Source organism: Synechococcus sp. PCC 6716 (genome assembly GCF_022570815.1).
GTDB lineage: Bacteria > Cyanobacteriota > Cyanobacteriia > Thermosynechococcales > Thermosynechococcaceae > Thermosynechococcus > Thermosynechococcus lividus.
Window position 1 is genome coordinate 1 of sequence record NZ_JAKLTU010000008.1, and the last position, 15366, is coordinate 15366.

Annotated in this window: 14 protein-coding genes and 1 pseudogene; 13 read left to right on the plus strand and 2 right to left on the minus strand. The window is 52.2% G+C overall.

All coding sequences use genetic code 11. The features are described from left to right. The first annotated feature begins 239 nt into the window (after positions 1 to 239). From L5220_RS05825 to L5220_RS05850, 6 genes and pseudogenes are all read left to right on the plus strand, one after another. Positions 240 to 803 carry an ISL3 family transposase gene (locus L5220_RS05825; RefSeq protein WP_499572498.1) on the plus strand — a complete coding sequence of 188 codons (564 nt, stop codon included), beginning with the start codon at positions 240 to 242 and terminating at the stop codon, positions 801 to 803. Beyond that, on the plus strand, positions 796 to 933 hold the full coding sequence (locus L5220_RS05830; protein ID WP_499572298.1) for a hypothetical protein: 138 nt from the start codon (positions 796 to 798) through the stop codon (positions 931 to 933). Before L5220_RS05825 ends, L5220_RS05830 begins: the two co-directional genes overlap by 8 nt. Before the next feature lie 117 nt (positions 934 to 1050). After that, entirely contained in the window at positions 1051 to 2019 is a 969-nt protein-coding gene (locus L5220_RS05835) for a hypothetical protein (protein ID WP_499572300.1), read from the plus strand. A gap of 29 nt (positions 2020 to 2048) precedes the next feature. Then, on the plus strand, positions 2049 to 2444 hold the full coding sequence (locus L5220_RS05840; protein ID WP_499572302.1) for a hypothetical protein: 396 nt from the start codon (positions 2049 to 2051) through the stop codon (positions 2442 to 2444). Between the two features lie 392 nt (positions 2445 to 2836). Beyond that, positions 2837 to 3502, plus strand: a pseudogene (gene cobA, locus L5220_RS05845) (uroporphyrinogen-III C-methyltransferase); the annotation flags it as partial. A 60-nt stretch (positions 3503 to 3562) separates the two neighbouring features. Continuing rightward, on the plus strand, positions 3563 to 4354 hold the full coding sequence (locus tag L5220_RS05850; protein ID WP_499572500.1) for a uroporphyrinogen-III synthase: 792 nt from the start codon (positions 3563 to 3565) through the stop codon (positions 4352 to 4354). Here L5220_RS05850 and L5220_RS05855 read toward each other — a convergent pair. Beyond that, entirely contained in the window at positions 4331 to 5371 is a 1041-nt protein-coding gene (locus L5220_RS05855) for a SpoIID/LytB domain-containing protein (RefSeq protein WP_499572304.1), read from the minus strand. The genes L5220_RS05850 and L5220_RS05855 overlap by 24 nt on opposite strands. Positions 5372 to 5826: 455 nt before the next feature. Here L5220_RS05855 and L5220_RS05860 point away from each other — a divergent pair, with 455 nt between their 5' ends. The 7 genes from L5220_RS05860 to L5220_RS05890 all read left to right on the plus strand — a co-directional run bounded on the left by L5220_RS05860 (position 5827) and on the right by L5220_RS05890 (position 11912). Beyond that, entirely contained in the window at positions 5827 to 6258 is a 432-nt protein-coding gene (locus L5220_RS05860) for a BLUF domain-containing protein (protein WP_448526648.1), read from the plus strand. A 1-nt stretch (position 6259) separates the two neighbouring features. Then, positions 6260 to 6766 (plus strand): YceD family protein, encoded by a 507-nt coding sequence (locus L5220_RS05865; protein WP_448526093.1) that lies wholly within the window; start codon positions 6260 to 6262, stop codon positions 6764 to 6766. Further along, complete coding sequence (locus L5220_RS05870; protein WP_499572306.1) at positions 6763 to 8262, plus strand: Ycf46 family AAA ATPase; 1500 nt, start codon at positions 6763 to 6765, stop codon at positions 8260 to 8262. The genes L5220_RS05865 and L5220_RS05870 overlap by 4 nt, the downstream gene beginning before the upstream one ends. A gap of 3 nt (positions 8263 to 8265) precedes the next feature. Then, positions 8266 to 8664: an SH3 domain-containing protein gene (locus L5220_RS05875; protein WP_448526651.1), complete on the plus strand. Its 399-nt coding sequence runs from the start codon at positions 8266 to 8268 to the stop codon at positions 8662 to 8664. Positions 8665 to 8901: 237 nt separating this feature from the next. Further along, entirely contained in the window at positions 8902 to 9963 is a 1062-nt protein-coding gene (gene mtnA, locus L5220_RS05880; RefSeq protein WP_099798889.1) for an S-methyl-5-thioribose-1-phosphate isomerase, read from the plus strand. Between the two features lie 225 nt (positions 9964 to 10188). After that, positions 10189 to 11211 (plus strand): LysR family transcriptional regulator, encoded by a 1023-nt coding sequence (locus L5220_RS05885; RefSeq protein ID WP_499572308.1) that lies wholly within the window; start codon positions 10189 to 10191, stop codon positions 11209 to 11211. A 170-nt stretch (positions 11212 to 11381) separates the two neighbouring features. Further along, on the plus strand, positions 11382 to 11912 hold the full coding sequence (locus tag L5220_RS05890; RefSeq protein ID WP_499572310.1) for a hypothetical protein: 531 nt from the start codon (positions 11382 to 11384) through the stop codon (positions 11910 to 11912). On the opposite strand, the gene L5220_RS05895 is transcribed toward L5220_RS05890, so the two are convergent. Then, positions 11800 to 15267: an EAL domain-containing protein gene (locus L5220_RS05895; RefSeq protein ID WP_499572312.1), complete on the minus strand. Its 3468-nt coding sequence runs from the start codon at positions 15265 to 15267 to the stop codon at positions 11800 to 11802. The genes L5220_RS05890 and L5220_RS05895 overlap by 113 nt on opposite strands. Positions 15268 to 15366 lie beyond the last annotated feature (99 nt).

Consider the following 15366-nt stretch of genomic DNA (forward strand, 5'->3'; position numbering starts at 1 on the left):
GTATGGCTCAGGATTGATTCCTTGCAAGCCAATTTTTACTTTCTATTGATTTTAGCCAATCACGAATTTTTGTGTCTGATTTATCAGCTTGAGAAGGATCAAAAACAAATCTTAATTTTCCTTTTTCTCGATCCATAATTAATCTAAAACCTCAATTCCAGGTAGGTTTAGTAGATCAGTTAGAAGTAGCTGCATATCTTAGATTTCGTATAGCATGTTACATTAGCATACCAAGTCCGATAGACCYTCATAAACTTCTACCTAATGCTACGGTGGTTGCCGACCGATTTCATGTTATAAAAATTGTGAATCAGGAATTGGATAAGGCTCGACAAAGTATTTGTAAAGCGAATGAGCAGACGGTAAATGAAGTCCAGAAAGCCCGGATTGCAGCCGCGCTCAAACAAAGTAAATATGCGTTACTCAAGCCGGAGGAAAATCTAACTCAGAAGCAAAAAGCAAAACTGGAAGACATTCGAGAAGTAGTGCCAAGTCTGGCTCGAATGCATCAGGAGAAGGAATCGTTTAGAGCCATCTTTGAGCCAGCAAAAGATTGGAAAGATGGAACCTTTCAATTGCTCGATTGGTTAGCTCAAGCTCAGGATTCTTTTCAAGAGAGCGTAAGAACAATTTGTCAGTGGTTTGGTGAAGTCACCGCCTATTTTGATAATCACACAAATAGTGGTGTTGTTGAAGGTATTAACAATAAATTGAAGCTGATCAAGCGGTCAGGTTATGGGTTCAGGAACTTTGACAATTTTCAGTTACGTTGCTTAATTTGCTGGCATTTAGCTATTGATTAAGCATAACTCGGACGATAGAGCCAGCGATCGCCAGCTAACACGTCATGGCAGCGGATTGTCGAGTGCGATCGGTGTGGTGTTTGAGGTGATCTGCAACCGCTGCATTTTGCCGTTAGATGTCCTAGAATAACGGGGTGACTACTGAGGGTGTATTACGTTTTCTATTGCTATGTTGGTAGAAATTGCCTGAAGTTTACTGCATTCCTGTGCTTGGAGAAGCGTATTCCTTACAGTTAGGAGATTCCTCATGATTTTCATTATTCCAATTATTCTCGGTGCTGCTGCTTTGATTACTGCTGGTGTTGGAGTTGCAGTAGGAGTAGATGGCGTTTCCAAAATGGAGGAAGCAAAAAAGCTTGGGAAGGCGGCTCAGAAGCGGTATGAAGGGAAGCGCAAATCCGTAGAGAATACCTTACAAGCAACCCAAGCTCTGGCTGAAGAATATGGTCAGCTTCAAATTCAAGTCAAGCTTCAAACCATTGGGCGCTTAGTTGCTTTTATTGAGCGAATTGGTCAGCAGGCTTCGCAGAGCGATATGGAATTTTTAGAGGGGTTAGAAGGAGTTTCTCCGCAGCAAATCCAGGAATATAAAACAGCAGCATTAGAAGCAGAGCGTTTTGCAACCGGAGTTTTCACAGCCGTTGGAGCCGCTTATGCAGCAGGTCAAGGTACAGTAGCCCTTGTGGGACTTTTTGGCACAGCCAGCACTGGAGCGGCGATCGGTGGGCTTAGTGGTGCTGCTGCTTGGAATGCTACTCTTGCATGGCTTGGTGGAGGTTCCCTAGCGGCAGGTGGTGGTGGCATGGCATTAGGTACTCTGGTACTAGGTGGGATTGCAGTAGGACCAGCTTTAATGATTGGTGGTTTTGTCTTAGGAGGACAAGGAGAAAAAGCATTGACTGAGGCTCGTTGCTATGAGGCGAAAGCAAATACTGAAATTGCGAAGCTTGATGCTTTTGAGGACTTTCTTGGACAAGTACAACGACGGATTACGGAGCTAAAAGATCTTGTAAAGACCTTAAATGATAGAGCTATTGAGGGTTTAGCAGAGTTGGAAGCAAAACCTTTTAACCGTGAACGAGATGCAGGGAAGTTTCAACAAGTCGCACTTTTAATTAAGGCTCTAGCCGAAATCATGAAAACTCCAGTTCTAGATGCTGAGGGAAATCTAAATCAGGCTACAGCTACACTAAAGGCAAAGTACCGTACTATTTAGAGGAAAATATGGCAAGTAGAAAGCCTCCTGTGGATTTTGTACGAGGTGTTGAAGCATTCGCTAGTCCTGCCCAATGTTTGGATGAGGTTGTTCAAGCGTGGACTGAATACTTAAAAGTCGCTGAAGAGGAAAAAACTAAACGCCGTGACATTGAGGCTTGGGAGAAGGTCACTCTTGCTGAAATTAAGGCAAAGCGTGATTTTTTAGTTGGGTATCTTGAGCATTCATTTGATGAGCGTGCTAAAAACTTTCAGTCACTTTTTCAAACAGTCGATCAAGCGATGTTATCTGGCGATAACCAACAGCTTGGATTAGCACTACACGCAATCGTAGAGTTAGCTAAGTCTAACCCTTTCAAAGATCTTGCTGATCTGTCTACTGTGAAAGCAGCACTTGATGATCCAGATCATGTGTGGGAGTTATAGCGTGACAGGACATCTAACAATTCGGGTGCAGCGGACACTCCCGCTGACTAAAGTTGGGAGATTCTTACGCAGCCCACAAACGGACTCGTAAAGGCGTTGTCAAGCCGCCCCTACACAGTTCCTCAAGGCAAAGCCCCAAGGTTCTGCTTACTTTTCTAGCTGGTTATATCGCCGGTTGGGTTTTCACCAAGGTTGAGCGACTAAAGTCGCTTTAGGCTTTTCCGCCCCACACTCAAGTACAGGGTTACCAAGCTCTCCTCTGTGTCGTTTTACGGTCTGCCTACCCACTTTTCCTTATGCGTTTACTGGCAGAGAATTAACCCTTGGTGGCCGTGGTAAACCTAGCCAAACACTATATTTCCTAAGGATAGAATTCAGTGACTATTTTTTTTGTGGGTGCTGGGTTAGGAACGGTGGCTGATCTGACGCTACGGGCGATCGCTTGTCTGAAAGAAGCGGAGGTCATCCTCTACGATGCGCTGATCCACCCCTCCTTGCTAGATTTAGCTCCTGCCCATTGCCTCAGGGTTCCTGTCGGCAAACGCGCGGGTGGGGCAGCCCTACCCCAAGCAGCGATCAACCAGCTTCTGTGTGACTACGGCCACCGCTATCGTCGCGTAGTACGGCTCAAAAGTGGTGACCCCGGACTGTTTGGCCGCCTCCAGCAGGAGGTAGAGGCCGTCTTAAGTGCGGGGCTGGCAATAGAAGTGGTGCCGGGGGTGACCTCCGCCCTCGCTGCCCCTTTACTGGCAGGCTTGTGTGTGACAGCCAAGGACGTGAGCCAATCTGTGGCCATTGTGTCGGGCCATGCCCCTGAAACCCTGCCGTGGTCGAGCCTTGTGCAAATCGAAACCCTAATCCTCCTGATGGCCACTCGCTCGCTGCGCTATATCCTAGAGCAACTGATTGCTGTGGGGCGATCGCCCCACGATGGCCTAGCTATTGTGCAATGGGCGGGACAACCCCAGCAGCAAGAGTGGTTTGGCACCCTTGAGGAGTACCTAAACATAGCCGACCACCCCGATATGGCTCCCGCCGTTGTGGTGATCGGTGCCGTTGCGCAAAAGCGGTACCCTTTCGCTAGGCTAGATCTAGCACTGCCCGCCTTAACATCGCCCATGCTCGATCTCCCCTTATCTGGTCAAACCGTTCTTGTGACCCGTGCTGCTGGCCAAGCCAGTCCCTTTAGCCAACAGTTAAGGGCTGCAGGGGCAACGGTTCTGGAATTGCCCACCCTAGAAATTGTTCCCCCTAGCTCTTGGCAGCCTCTCGATACAGCCTTAAGTCAACTGCCCCAGTTTGACTGGCTGATTCTCACGTCCCACAATGCCGTGAACTTTTTTATGCAGCGGCTGCAACAGCAGGGCAACGATAGCCGTGCCTTAGCCACCCTCAAGATTGCAGTTGTCGGTGAAAAAACGGCTCAGACGCTGCAAACCTACGGTCTTGTGGCAGATTTTATCCCCAGTGAATTTGTGGCCGATGCGCTGGTGGCTGAGTTCCCAGTGCCTGTGGCTGGGCTGCGTCTCCTGTTTCCACGGGTTGAAAGCGGTGGCCGTCCCCTTTTAGCCGATGCATTTACTGCCGCTGGTGCGACGGTGAGTGAAGTGCCCGCCTACGAATCGCGCTGCCCTCAGCAGGCTGACCCCACCATCCTAGCTGCGTTGCAAGAGGGACGGGTAACTACGGTAACCTTTACCAGTTCCAAGACCGTTAAGCACTTTTGTCAATTGGTTGGCGCTCAGGCGGCAACGCTTCTTGCATCGGTACAGATTGCCAGCATTGGTCCGCAAACCTCTGAGACCTGCCGCCAGTTGCTCGGGCGAGTGGACTGCGAGGCTCAAGACCATAGTGTGCAAGGGTTACTGAGTGCCTTAATATCACGCTCACTGGGTTTGAATTTGCGATAGACCCGCCCCCGGATAGTAAGTGCCCAAAATTTGCAGGTGGTTATAGCCGCGTTTGCCCAGTTCGTAGGCGCCGGTTTGGCTCATGCCCCGTCCGCCAAAGACCTCCCGCACAATGTCATCGGTTGCAGCATACATCGACACCATCACCCGACCACTCTTGGTAAGGACAATCCCCCGGGTAGCTTGAACGGCGGCGTGCCCTGTTGTCCACTCTGTTTCAATACCGCGATAGACTTGCCAGCGCTCATCGTTGCCGAGGTCAAAAAAGCGACTGGCGGGCTGAAACATCTGTGCCAAGGCGTAGGAACGAGCAGCGATCGCCTGCGCTTTCAGGGTTGCCATCGGCCAGTCAGGATACACTTCCGACCCCACAACACTGACAAGGTATTGCTCTAGATCCACCTGATTCACTGCGGTGACGGTATTGCCTTGGGCAATGAGGCGCACAACCCCGCGATACCATTTACTGCCCACAAAGGTGAGTTGATTACTGGGGCGAATCCACAGCGAGGCAGCAAGGGGTTGGCCATTCCAGAATAAAATCCCCTCGCGAGCGGTCACTGTTGCCCCTTGGGAGGGGGGCAATTGCGTCAGAACCTGCTGTTGATCGTTCGTGACAGGGGTGGCAACGGCAGTACCCACGGTCAGGTGGGCGTGATCCCGAGCGATCGCCACGCGCACTTGCGGTGCTGGGTCTTGGCTGGGGGGCACGGGCTGGAGGGCAACCGGTGGAACCGCCGGTACAATGGTTTTCGCGTGTGGGGTTGCTGGAGGGGCTGTTGTCGGCGCTTTATTGGGTATGTTTGGTGTCCCAAGTAGAGGACTGCGACCATCAAGAAGGGGGCGAGGCAATGGACGCTGGCGGGCGGCGAGTGGTTCAGGCAAAGCTGCGGTTGAGGGCAGTAAAGTACGGAGCAGCCACAGCGTCAGGCCACCACTGAGGAGTGTGGCCAAACCGAAGGACATCACTAGGGGCGATCGCCGTCGCCGCGTTGGTTGGAGCAGAACCCAGCCCATTGATACTGCCTCCTCATTCACCTTGTTTATTCTGACACTCCCTTGCCTCAAACAGGGAGAGCCGTGGTTTGACCGAGCAACTGTCAGCCACAGTAGCGCTCAAACAATTGGTACGGTACTCAACAGGTGACCTACCCCCGGTATTCATGTTGGCGCATAGAGGGCGGGGTTCTCAGTAACTCCTGCTAGTGCATCGGACGTGACCGAAGAACGCCGTAAAGTCCCTAGCTTTAGCGATGGGGATATAAGGCGCAAATTATTTTCCTTTGTGTTGTGTTTTCTTTTGTGTTGTGCCGCACTCGTACTAGTGGCAGGGKATTCAAGGCTGGATTCTAGCTCATGTCCAAGATGTGCATACACAGTAGCTGCCTTATAGGGAGGGGTCTTTCAGAGGGTCTGAGGATGATCCCTTTCATGGCATAGTGGAATTGTGTTGGATTTGCAACGGATTGCTGATGAGACTTCACCGCCTCCTCTACCTCAGTTCGGCGACTGATGGCCTAGCCTACCCCGATTTGCGAGACATCATGGCTAAGTCAGAAGTGAACAATGTCCGCGATGGGATTACGGGGATGCTCTGCTTTGGCAATGGGATGTTTTTGCAGACTCTTGAGGGCGATCGCCGCAAAGTTAGCGAAACCTACGCTCGCATTCTCAAAGACCCCCGCCACCACAGTGCCGAAATCATTGAATTTAAGGAAATTGATGAGCGCACCTTTATTAATTGGTCAATGCGGCTGGTGCAATTGGGAGATATGGACAGCGACACCATCCGGTTGCTGCGCCTAAAATACTCCCCTGCAGTTACTTTTCAGCCTGCCTCCATGAATGCCCAGCAGTGTTTTAGCTTCCTGCAAGAGCTTTATCGGATGACCCAAGGAACCTAGCGTGGCCGAGCATCACTGGCTCTCTATCCCTGATCTTCTCAGGTTGCCAGATCACACCTACGAATGGCAGGTCAGTGCGCAATGGCCGGAGTTCGCTACCTTAACCCCAGTGCAGGGTGTTGTCAGTGTGAGTCATCGCCAGACCTATCTGGAGGTGTCCGCAAATGTGGGCACGATTATGACCCTCTGTTGCGATCGCTGTTTACAGTACTACAATCATCGGCTCGTGTGCACGACAACGGAACTGATCTGGCTGGCGGACACTGCGGCTGTGCCTGATGCAAATGTTGTGGATGACCTTGTGGAAAGCCTGCCCGCCACAGGGCGTATCGATTTAGTAGATTGGTTGTATCAGCAGTTATGCTTAGCCCTGCCCCACCCACAGTACTGTGATCCTCAGTGTGGTGGGATTATGCCACCCGCAACGGGAGAGGCGATCACGGATCATCGCTGGGCGGCCTTAGCGCAACTGCAATCTGCCTTAGAGCGTTCTGACCCACCATCGTGAGTGCCCATTCCGATCTGGAACTGCTACTGCGTGCCCGCTACCCGCTGTTGTATATCCCCACAACAGAAGAAGAGCGTCTGGAGGCGGTACTGCACAGCATTAGCCAGCGGTTTAACCAGCGTCCTCTCTACATCTGGGACTTTGTAGAGGGGTATCAGGGAACCGCCAACGATACTGGTACCGCTAAGCGGAATCCTCTGCAAGCGTTAGAGTTCATTGAAAAATTGCCTGCCCCTGCCGCAGCGATTATTTTGCTGCGGGATTTTCATCGGTTTCTTGACGATATCGCAATTTCCCGGAAGCTGCGGAATTTAGCACGGCTGTTAAAGTCCCAACCCAAGAACCTGATTTTGCTAGCACCAACGGTACAGTTACCCCCTGAACTCCGCGATGTGGTTACGGTGGTGGAGTTTCCGCTGCCCCGTCGCGATGACATTCATGCCGAATTACTGAAGCTATGCCAAAGTTTAGGGACAACTCCCTCAGAAGCAGTGCTGGATCAGTTGATTCGCGCCTGTCAGGGGCTAAGCCTTGATCGCATTCGCCGGGTCATTGGCCGGGCGATCGCCCTCAATGGTACCCTTGACGCCAGCCATGTCGATTTAGTCCTTGAAGAAAAGCGTCAAATCCTGCGGCAAACCCAAATTCTTGACTTTTATCCCGCTCAGGAAACCATTGCGGATATTGGTGGCCTCGACAACCTCAAAGAATGGTTGCTGCGCCGGGGAGGTGCCTTTTCAGAGCGTGCCCGTCGCTATGGCTTGCCCTATCCGCGGGGCGTGCTCTTAGCAGGGATTCAGGGAACCGGTAAATCCCTAACCGCGAAGGCGATCGCCCACCAATGGCACTTGCCTTTACTGCGGCTAGATGTAGGGCGGTTATTTGGCGGCATTGTTGGCGAATCCGAAGCCCGCACCCGCGACATGATCCAAATTACTGAGGCGCTTGCCCCCTGCGTGCTCTGGATTGATGAACTGGACAAAGCCTTTGCAGGCATTGATAGCCGCGGTGATGGCGGAGCCAGTAGCCGTGTCTTTGGCACAATTATTACATGGCTTGCAGAGAAAACCTCCGCCGTCTTTGTCGTTGCCACTGCCAATAATATCCAAGTATTGCCGCCAGAGCTATTGCGCAAAGGCCGCTTTGATGAAATCTTTTTTGTGGGCTTACCCAGCGTCGATGAGCGGCGGGCAATTTTTGAAGTGCACCTCAGCCGGGTACGGGGCGATCGCCTCGGGCATTATGATTTGGATCGGCTCGCCTACGAAACCATTGACTTTTCTGGTGCTGAAATTGAGCAGTGTATTATTGAAGCCATGCATCTTGCCTTTAGTCAAGATCGCGACTTCACCACCGAAGATTTACTCCACGCTGCCAGTGAAATCATTCCCTTGGCGCGCACCGCTCGCGAACAGGTTCACCAACTGCAAGAGTGGGCCGCCTCGGGTCGGGCACGGTTTGCGTCTCGCCTGCTGCCTTCCCCCAATAGCCGTTAACCCATGAAACCCCTGCGCTTACTGCAATGGTTGTTGGGTACCCTGCTGGGGCTAGGACTCATTGCCACTACTGTGGCAGTCATTATTACACCATTAATTTTTGGCTTACTGTGGGCACCCCCACGCCCCAACGTCGAAGTAGAGCAACCGCTACCCACTGCTCAGACCGAGACCTCTCCCCCCACTCCCTCCCCAGCACCAGTCAAACAAGGACGAGTAACCTATGCCGAAGGATTACGGGTGCGCGATCGCCCTGATCGCGAGGCCGAAGCCCTAGGAAGCATCGACTTTGAAGAAGTTGTTACCATCCTTGAGCGCAGTAGCGATGGCGAGTGGGTCAAAGTACGCACCCAAAATGACCTAGAGGGCTGGGTATTGGCCTTTGGCATTCAGGAACAATAGCCACCTGTGCATTGCTAGGCAATCCCTAAGAAGAACGTTCTAGCAAAAGACCTAGACTTTGCCTAGGAGCTGGGCTTGTTTGTGTGACCTGTGGACTCTTGATGGCAGCCACCGGCTCAAAATTGTCAATCGCCGGGAGGGGCACACCTACCTTTTGAGGCGATTTTGTGGATGGGCTGGGCTATGATAACAAGTTGTTTAGGTGCTGCAAGTACAGGCAGAGGTAAGGAGACAGTCGTGGCGGGTTCTGAGAGTATGGGGGCTATTTTTCCGGTCATTTGGCACGGCGATCGCGTCCATTTAATTGATCAGACCCGCTTACCCGCCGCCTATGAATTGAAAGAGATCAGGACGTCTGCCGAGATGGCGACGGCTATTCGCACCATGATTGTTCGCGGTGCCCCGGCCATTGGAGTGGCTGCTGCCTTCGGCATGGTATTGGGAGCGCAGGAGTATAGCGGTAGCGATCGCGCTAGCTTTTTGGCACATTTGGAAGCAGTGGCTACTGACCTCCGGCAAACCCGTCCCACCGCGGTGAATCTGTTTTGGGCAATTGATCGCATGCTGAGTGCAGCTCAGGCTGAAACTGCCACCATCGAGGCGCTAAAAGACCATTTATTGGCAACCGCCCAAGCCATTGCCAGCGAGGATGTGGCCACCTGTCAAGCCATTGGTCAGCATGGGTTGGCTGCCCTACCCAGCACCCCTGAAAAACTGCGGCTGCTGACCCATTGCAATGCGGGAGCATTGGCTACAGCAGGCTATGGTACGGCTCTCGGTGTTGTGCGATCTGCTTGGCGTGCCAACCGTCTAGAGCGGGTCTATGCCGATGAAACCCGCCCGCGCCTCCAAGGTGCTAAGCTCACAGCATGGGAATGTGTGCAAGAAGGGATTCCGGTGACCCTCTTAGCAGATACGATGGCTGCCCACTGTATGCAGCGCGGCATGATTGATGCCGTTGTGGTCGGTGCCGATCGCATCGCTCTGAACGGTGATACCGCCAATAAAATTGGTACCTACAGCGTGGCGCTGGCGGCCCAAGCCCATGACATTCCCTTTTTTGTGGCTGCCCCTCTCTCCACGATTGATACCAAGATTCATACTGGTGCAGAGATCCCCATTGAAGAGCGCCATCCCCAAGAAATTTACCAAGTGGGGTTTACTCGTATTGCACCCGCTGGCGTTGATTTCTATAACCCCGCCTTTGATGTCACCCCAGCCCACCTCATTACCGGCATTATTACTGAACTGGGGGTGTTTGCGCCTGCGGATCTTGCGCGGGGGATTGGTGCTGCCTAACTCGCCCTTGCTACCCCTGTGGCAATATATTGCAAAATGTATGTTGCAAAATGTAACTATCATTTGAGAAATATCCAACCCTGTAGAATCAATTCTGGGAGGCATATTGCGGGGTTGAGGTGCCGAAGGGCTAGCCTGCAAGCGTCTTGACCCGTACCAATTGGTTAGGATTCCTGATAAGTTCAGAAGAACGCCTCTTATCAGCCTCGTTATGGCTTAACGCCCATGTCGGATCTGCCATTTTCCCTTGATCAATTACGGATTCTCAAGGCGATCGCCCTCGAAGGGAGCTTTAAGCGAGCCGCCGATAGTCTTTACGTCTCGCAGCCTGCCGTTAGCTTACAGGTTCAGAACCTTGAGCGCCAACTGAACGTACCGCTGTTTGATCGGGGCGGGCGGCGCGCCCAACTCACCGAAGCAGGACAGCTTTTGCTCTCCTACGGCGATCAAATTCTTTCCCTATGTCAGGAAGCCTGCCGTGCCATTGAAGATCTGCAACAGCTCCAAGGGGGCACCCTGATTATTGGGGCCAGCCAAACCACCGGCACCTACCTCATGCCCCGGATGATTGGTTTGTTTCGCAGCAAATATCCAGAGGTGGCCGTGCAACTCCATGTCCACTCCACCCGCCGCACCTGTTGGAGCCTTGTCAACGGTCAGATTGATCTGGCGATTATTGGTGGGGAAGTGCCCTCGGAACTGAGCGAGCAAATTACCGTTACCCCCTACGCCGAAGATGAACTTGCCTTAGTATTGCCCGTAGAGCATCCGCTGTCGGCAATCGACATGCTCTCCAAGGAGGATCTCTACAAACTAAGTTTTATTACCCTGGATGCCCAATCCACCATTCGCAAGGTCATTGACCAAGTGCTGCAACGAGCCAACATTGATCCGCGCCGCCTCAAGGTGGAAATGGAGCTGAACTCTATTGAAGCGATAAAAAACGCTGTCCAATCTGGTTTGGGGGCTGCGTTTGTGTCTGTTTCCGCCATTGAGAAGGAACTACAACTGGGTAGTTTACAGCGGGTCAAAATCGAGAATGTGGTGGTGAAGCGCACGCTATCCCTCATTACCAACCCAAACCGTTATCGATCGCGAGCAGCGGAGGTCTTCTGCCGCGAAATTCTCACCCAGTTTGCCACGTTTACCCTAGGCAATGAGTTGGAACCTCTAAAAAATCCGCTCTCCGATAGCGAAAAACCCCTTAAGGAACTGTTGGCGATCGCCCCCACCGAAACCAGCGAATAGCAGCGCAGGGAATTGGTTCGAGTTGTTGTTGCAGCAGTTTCATACCGTTGTCAAGTCGCTGTCATCTTCCTCAGCCACGATTGATAGTGTTCTGTCTTGGTAGCCCCTCTGCCATGTCTTCAGATGCATTCCACCGTTTTTCCATGAGTGTCAATCTGGCGGGAACGACTATGCCTAAACGTGATGACGCCTCGATGATAACTGCTGAACCAGCCATTAACCAACAGCGATTTGATGCCTTCCTAGGGGTGATTGATACCTTGGGCACGTGGTTCGGTATGAGCGAAGCCCAAATAATTCACCTCGATTTCTTGCAGTCGTTGCCCGAGCATACCTTTGGCCATAACCTTGCCACCTTTTACCAGCACGAAGGACTGACCCCCTTCACCACTGGCCCCCGCCGCAAGCAACTCCACGATGCTAGCCATGTCTTAACGGGCTATGGCACCGACTTAGTGGGTGAAGCCGAGTTGCAAGCCTTTCTTTTGGGGATTGGCTTCACGCCCCTCAATGCCTTGCTCAAGCGGCAAGCCTGTCGGCGCATTCGTCAGCTTAACCTGCTCTCGGCAACAGCGTTGGAGCAACGTCTTACTGCAGCGTATCGTCGTGGTCAACAGAGCCGCTTTGATCCCAATACATGGCCGGTCGAGCGTCAGTGGTATTTACCGACACCTCAGGTGCGCAGTATTTACGGCTTATGAAGCTCTGAGCCATTTGAGCAGTGACCGGCGGGCTAAAGAGAAATCCTTGCCCACGGCGGCAGCCCAACTGCAATAGCTGCTCTTTTTGCTCGTGGTGCTCAATACCTTCGGCAATGACTTCAATGTCAATGGCCTGAGCCAAACTGAGGATGGCACGAATAATCTCCAGATGTTGTGAGCCAGCACTCATTGCCCGCACAAAGGATTGATCAATTTTGAGGGCATAGAGCGGGAGCTGGCTGAGGCGACTCAGGGAGGAATAACCAGTCCCAAAATCATCAATGCTACAGCGAACCTGAATGGCGCTGAGGTCTTCGAGTTGCCGTCGCGCAAAGTCAGCATTCTCCATAATGACTTGCTCAGTAATTTCAAGGATAATTTGGTGGCCACAGATACCGTAGGTCTGCAGTAGCTGCTTGAGGCGGTCTGCCATCTGACCAGAGGCAAAAAAAGCATCGGAGATGTTGATACTCAAGGTTAGGCTTGTTGCAGCCGCCCCCAATTCTTTGTGCCATTGATGTAATGTTGCTACTGCTTTTAGTAATACCCATTCATCTACCTTCTGAGCCAAGCCCAAGGCTGTTGCTAGGGGTAAAAACTCTGCGGGTGTGATCCACCCCGCTTCTGGGTGGCGCCAACGCAGCAGTACCTCAAACCCGAGTAGTTTTTGAGTGGCTAGCTCGACAATCGGCTGATAAAACACCTCCAGTTGATTCTGTTGCAGTGCCCGCCGAAATTCCTGTTCCCGTTGAAGTAGGGTATGGGCCATCTGGTGGCGATCGGGTTGAAATAATTGCATACAGTTACGTCCCCGACTCTTGGCGGCATACATGGCAATATCCGCATCCCGCAAGAGTTCACCAGCACTATGGTAGCTGGGAGTAACAATGGCAATGCCAATACTGACCCCGACACTCACCTCCGTATGCTTGAGGAGGTAAGGCTCGCTGACCCGAAACCGCAGGCGATCGCCACACTCGTAAAGCTCGTCTACGCCTTCAATGTTTTCAATAATAGCAATAAATTCATCGCCCCCCAGTCGCCCTAGGGTATCCTGCTGGCGTAACACTGAGCGTAAGCGATGGGCAATTTCTAGCAGTAGTTCATCCCCCGCTGCGTGGCCTAAACTGTCGTTCACCACCTTAAAGCGATCGAGATCAAGAAACATGACCGCAAACGGTGGGATGGCTCCCCGATGATAGGCCTCCAACAAACCCTCAATTTTATCCGTGAGAAAGGTTCGGTTGGGTAGTCCCGTCAAGCTATCTTGCCATGCCGCACTGCGGAGCTTAGCTTCTCCCAGCTTTAGAGTTGTAATGTCAATCGCCGAGCCAACATAGCCAATAAAGTTGCCATCATCGTCATAGCGAGGCTTAGCCTGCTCCAAAATCCAGCGATACCCCTCCTTAGGAGAGTGCACCCGATACTCTATTTCATAGCTGTGCTGCTGTTGCATTGCGTCCCGGATAGCGACTTCAACCCGCTGTTGGTCATCGGGATGCACAAAGTCAAGCCATTGCCAACCCTCTACGCTCTCAAAGGACACCTGCAAAAAACTAAGAATTGTCTGATTGGCAAAGGTGATGTTGCCCGATTCATCCGAGAGCCAAATCATTAAGGTTGAGGAATCTGCCATCTGCCGAAAGCGGGCCTCACTTTCCGCCAAGGCTAGAATGGCTTTTTTGCGCTGGCTAATGTCAACGCCAACGTAGGTGATCAAATGGCTGCCATCTGCTTGGGGATCACTACTAGCGTTCAGCGAGATCCAGATAATGTGCCCCTCGCGGTGACGGAAGCGGTACTCCGTATGGGCGCTACCATGGGCAAGCAGTGTTTCATGAAAAGGACGGTGATACGCTTCCCAGTCATCGTCGGGAATGCGCGATCGCCACAGGTCTTTATTTTGCTGAAACTCGTGGGGACTATAGCCCAAAATGCGCAGGTGCCCTTGAGAGAGATACTCATATTGCCATGAGCCATCCGCCGCAATAGAAATCTGACTCACAAAGGCATCGGCTCGGTCTAGCAATTGATTAAGCTTTTCTTCAGAGGCTTGCAGTTCGGCATTCACCGCCACCAAATCAAGCGTACGGGCAGCCACTTGGGCTTCCAGTTCCGATTTATGAGTTTCTAGCTCTTGGGTCATTTGGCGATTCTCGGTGACATCGACCGCTGTGATCAGTGCCAATAGTTGATTGCTGGTGCTGAGCTTCAGCGGAATAGACACCATATTCCATATCCGCACCTCTCGCCAGTTGGTGTGAACCTGAACATCCCCATGCTCCACCCGCTCTGCCGTGACAAAAGGGCGACGAAATTCTGCGTCAGCCCAGCGATGTACCTCTGGCTGTGGGAACGTGACACTCAGCCACTGCTGCCATGTCGTAATCTCACTTGGGCTATAGCCAGTTTCCTCTTGCCAAGCGCGGTTCACTAACCACAGTTGCCCATCCTCGGCCACCAGCGCCATGGGAAAGGGAGACAGAAAAATGCTGCTGCGGAAGATCTGCTCAATTTCTGTATAGGCACGGTAAAAGGACTGCCGTTCTTGCTCTAGCTGGTTGAGGCGGTGGGCACCCACTGCCAACAAGCTAATGAAAAACAGGATCGTACTCAGAACTTGGATGTCTTGCGCAACGGTGCCATTAATAAGCTGCGAATCATGGTGGAGGTACTCCACCGTCCAACCAATGATAATAGGCCCCACAATGACCCATGGTAAAAATTGGCGCAGGAGGATGCCACCCGCCGTTGGTGACATCAGGTAGCGCATTAAGCCGCGATGGGGGCGTAACTGGAGCAAGTGAACACTGAGGAGCCACAGCAAACTCCCACTAATCAGGGAGCCTAAGGTACCGACCTCTTGAGGCAAGCGATAGGTGACGTCCAACAGTTCCAGCAGCAGTAGGCTGCCGCCAGCGATCGCCCCCCCTTGGCTTAAGATAATTTGCCATTGCGGCGTTCCCCCCAGCCCCCACACACTCAGACCCAACCCCAACAAGGCCAAAGGGCGCAAGATAGGTGTATTGACTTGGAGCATCCGGAGTTCCACCAGCCAAGGCTGCGGCCAGAGTGACACGACATGTAGGCTAGCCAGTAGTGTTATCACTAGTAACACCAGCCCCGTTGACCGCTGCACCAGTTGTAGTCGGTTCGGCTGCAGCAGTGGTGGCCACCACACGACTAAAAGAATATTGAGTCCGATCAGCCAAACAGCGACAGCACTCAAACCATCAGAAATAGATAACGAGGGTAAGCGGTTCTCATAGAGTGCAAGCAGGAGATCCACCAAAACAGCGGTTCCCACACCAAGGCTTCCCAGCGCCACGACCGTCAATAGTTTTGCATTGGGCATAGATCATTACAGCCGCAAGTGGTAGCTAACGCCTAAATCAAATTTCCTGCTTTTAGTCTAGTCGGGACGCTCAATGCTCTGCGGTTTCAGTTCTGAGAG

Bases quoted from the DNA above. Each gene is read 5' to 3' on its own strand.
- L5220_RS05835 (WP_499572300.1), top strand. From the start codon at position 1,051: ATGATTTTCATTATTCCAATTATTCTCGGTGCTGCTGCTTTGATTACT.
- L5220_RS05850 (WP_499572500.1), top strand. From the start codon at position 3,563: ATGCTCGATCTCCCCTTATCTGGTCAAACCGTTCTTGTGACCCGTGCT.
- L5220_RS05855 (WP_499572304.1), bottom strand. From the start codon at position 5,371: ATGGGCTGGGTTCTGCTCCAACCAACGCGGCGACGGCGATCGCCCCTA.
- L5220_RS05860 (WP_448526648.1), top strand. From the start codon at position 5,827: ATGAGACTTCACCGCCTCCTCTACCTCAGTTCGGCGACTGATGGCCTA.
- L5220_RS05875 (WP_448526651.1), top strand. From the start codon at position 8,266: ATGAAACCCCTGCGCTTACTGCAATGGTTGTTGGGTACCCTGCTGGGG.
- L5220_RS05885 (WP_499572308.1), top strand. From the start codon at position 10,189: ATGTCGGATCTGCCATTTTCCCTTGATCAATTACGGATTCTCAAGGCG.
- L5220_RS05890 (WP_499572310.1), top strand. From the start codon at position 11,382: ATGCCTAAACGTGATGACGCCTCGATGATAACTGCTGAACCAGCCATT.
- L5220_RS05895 (WP_499572312.1), bottom strand. From the start codon at position 15,267: ATGCCCAATGCAAAACTATTGACGGTCGTGGCGCTGGGAAGCCTTGGT.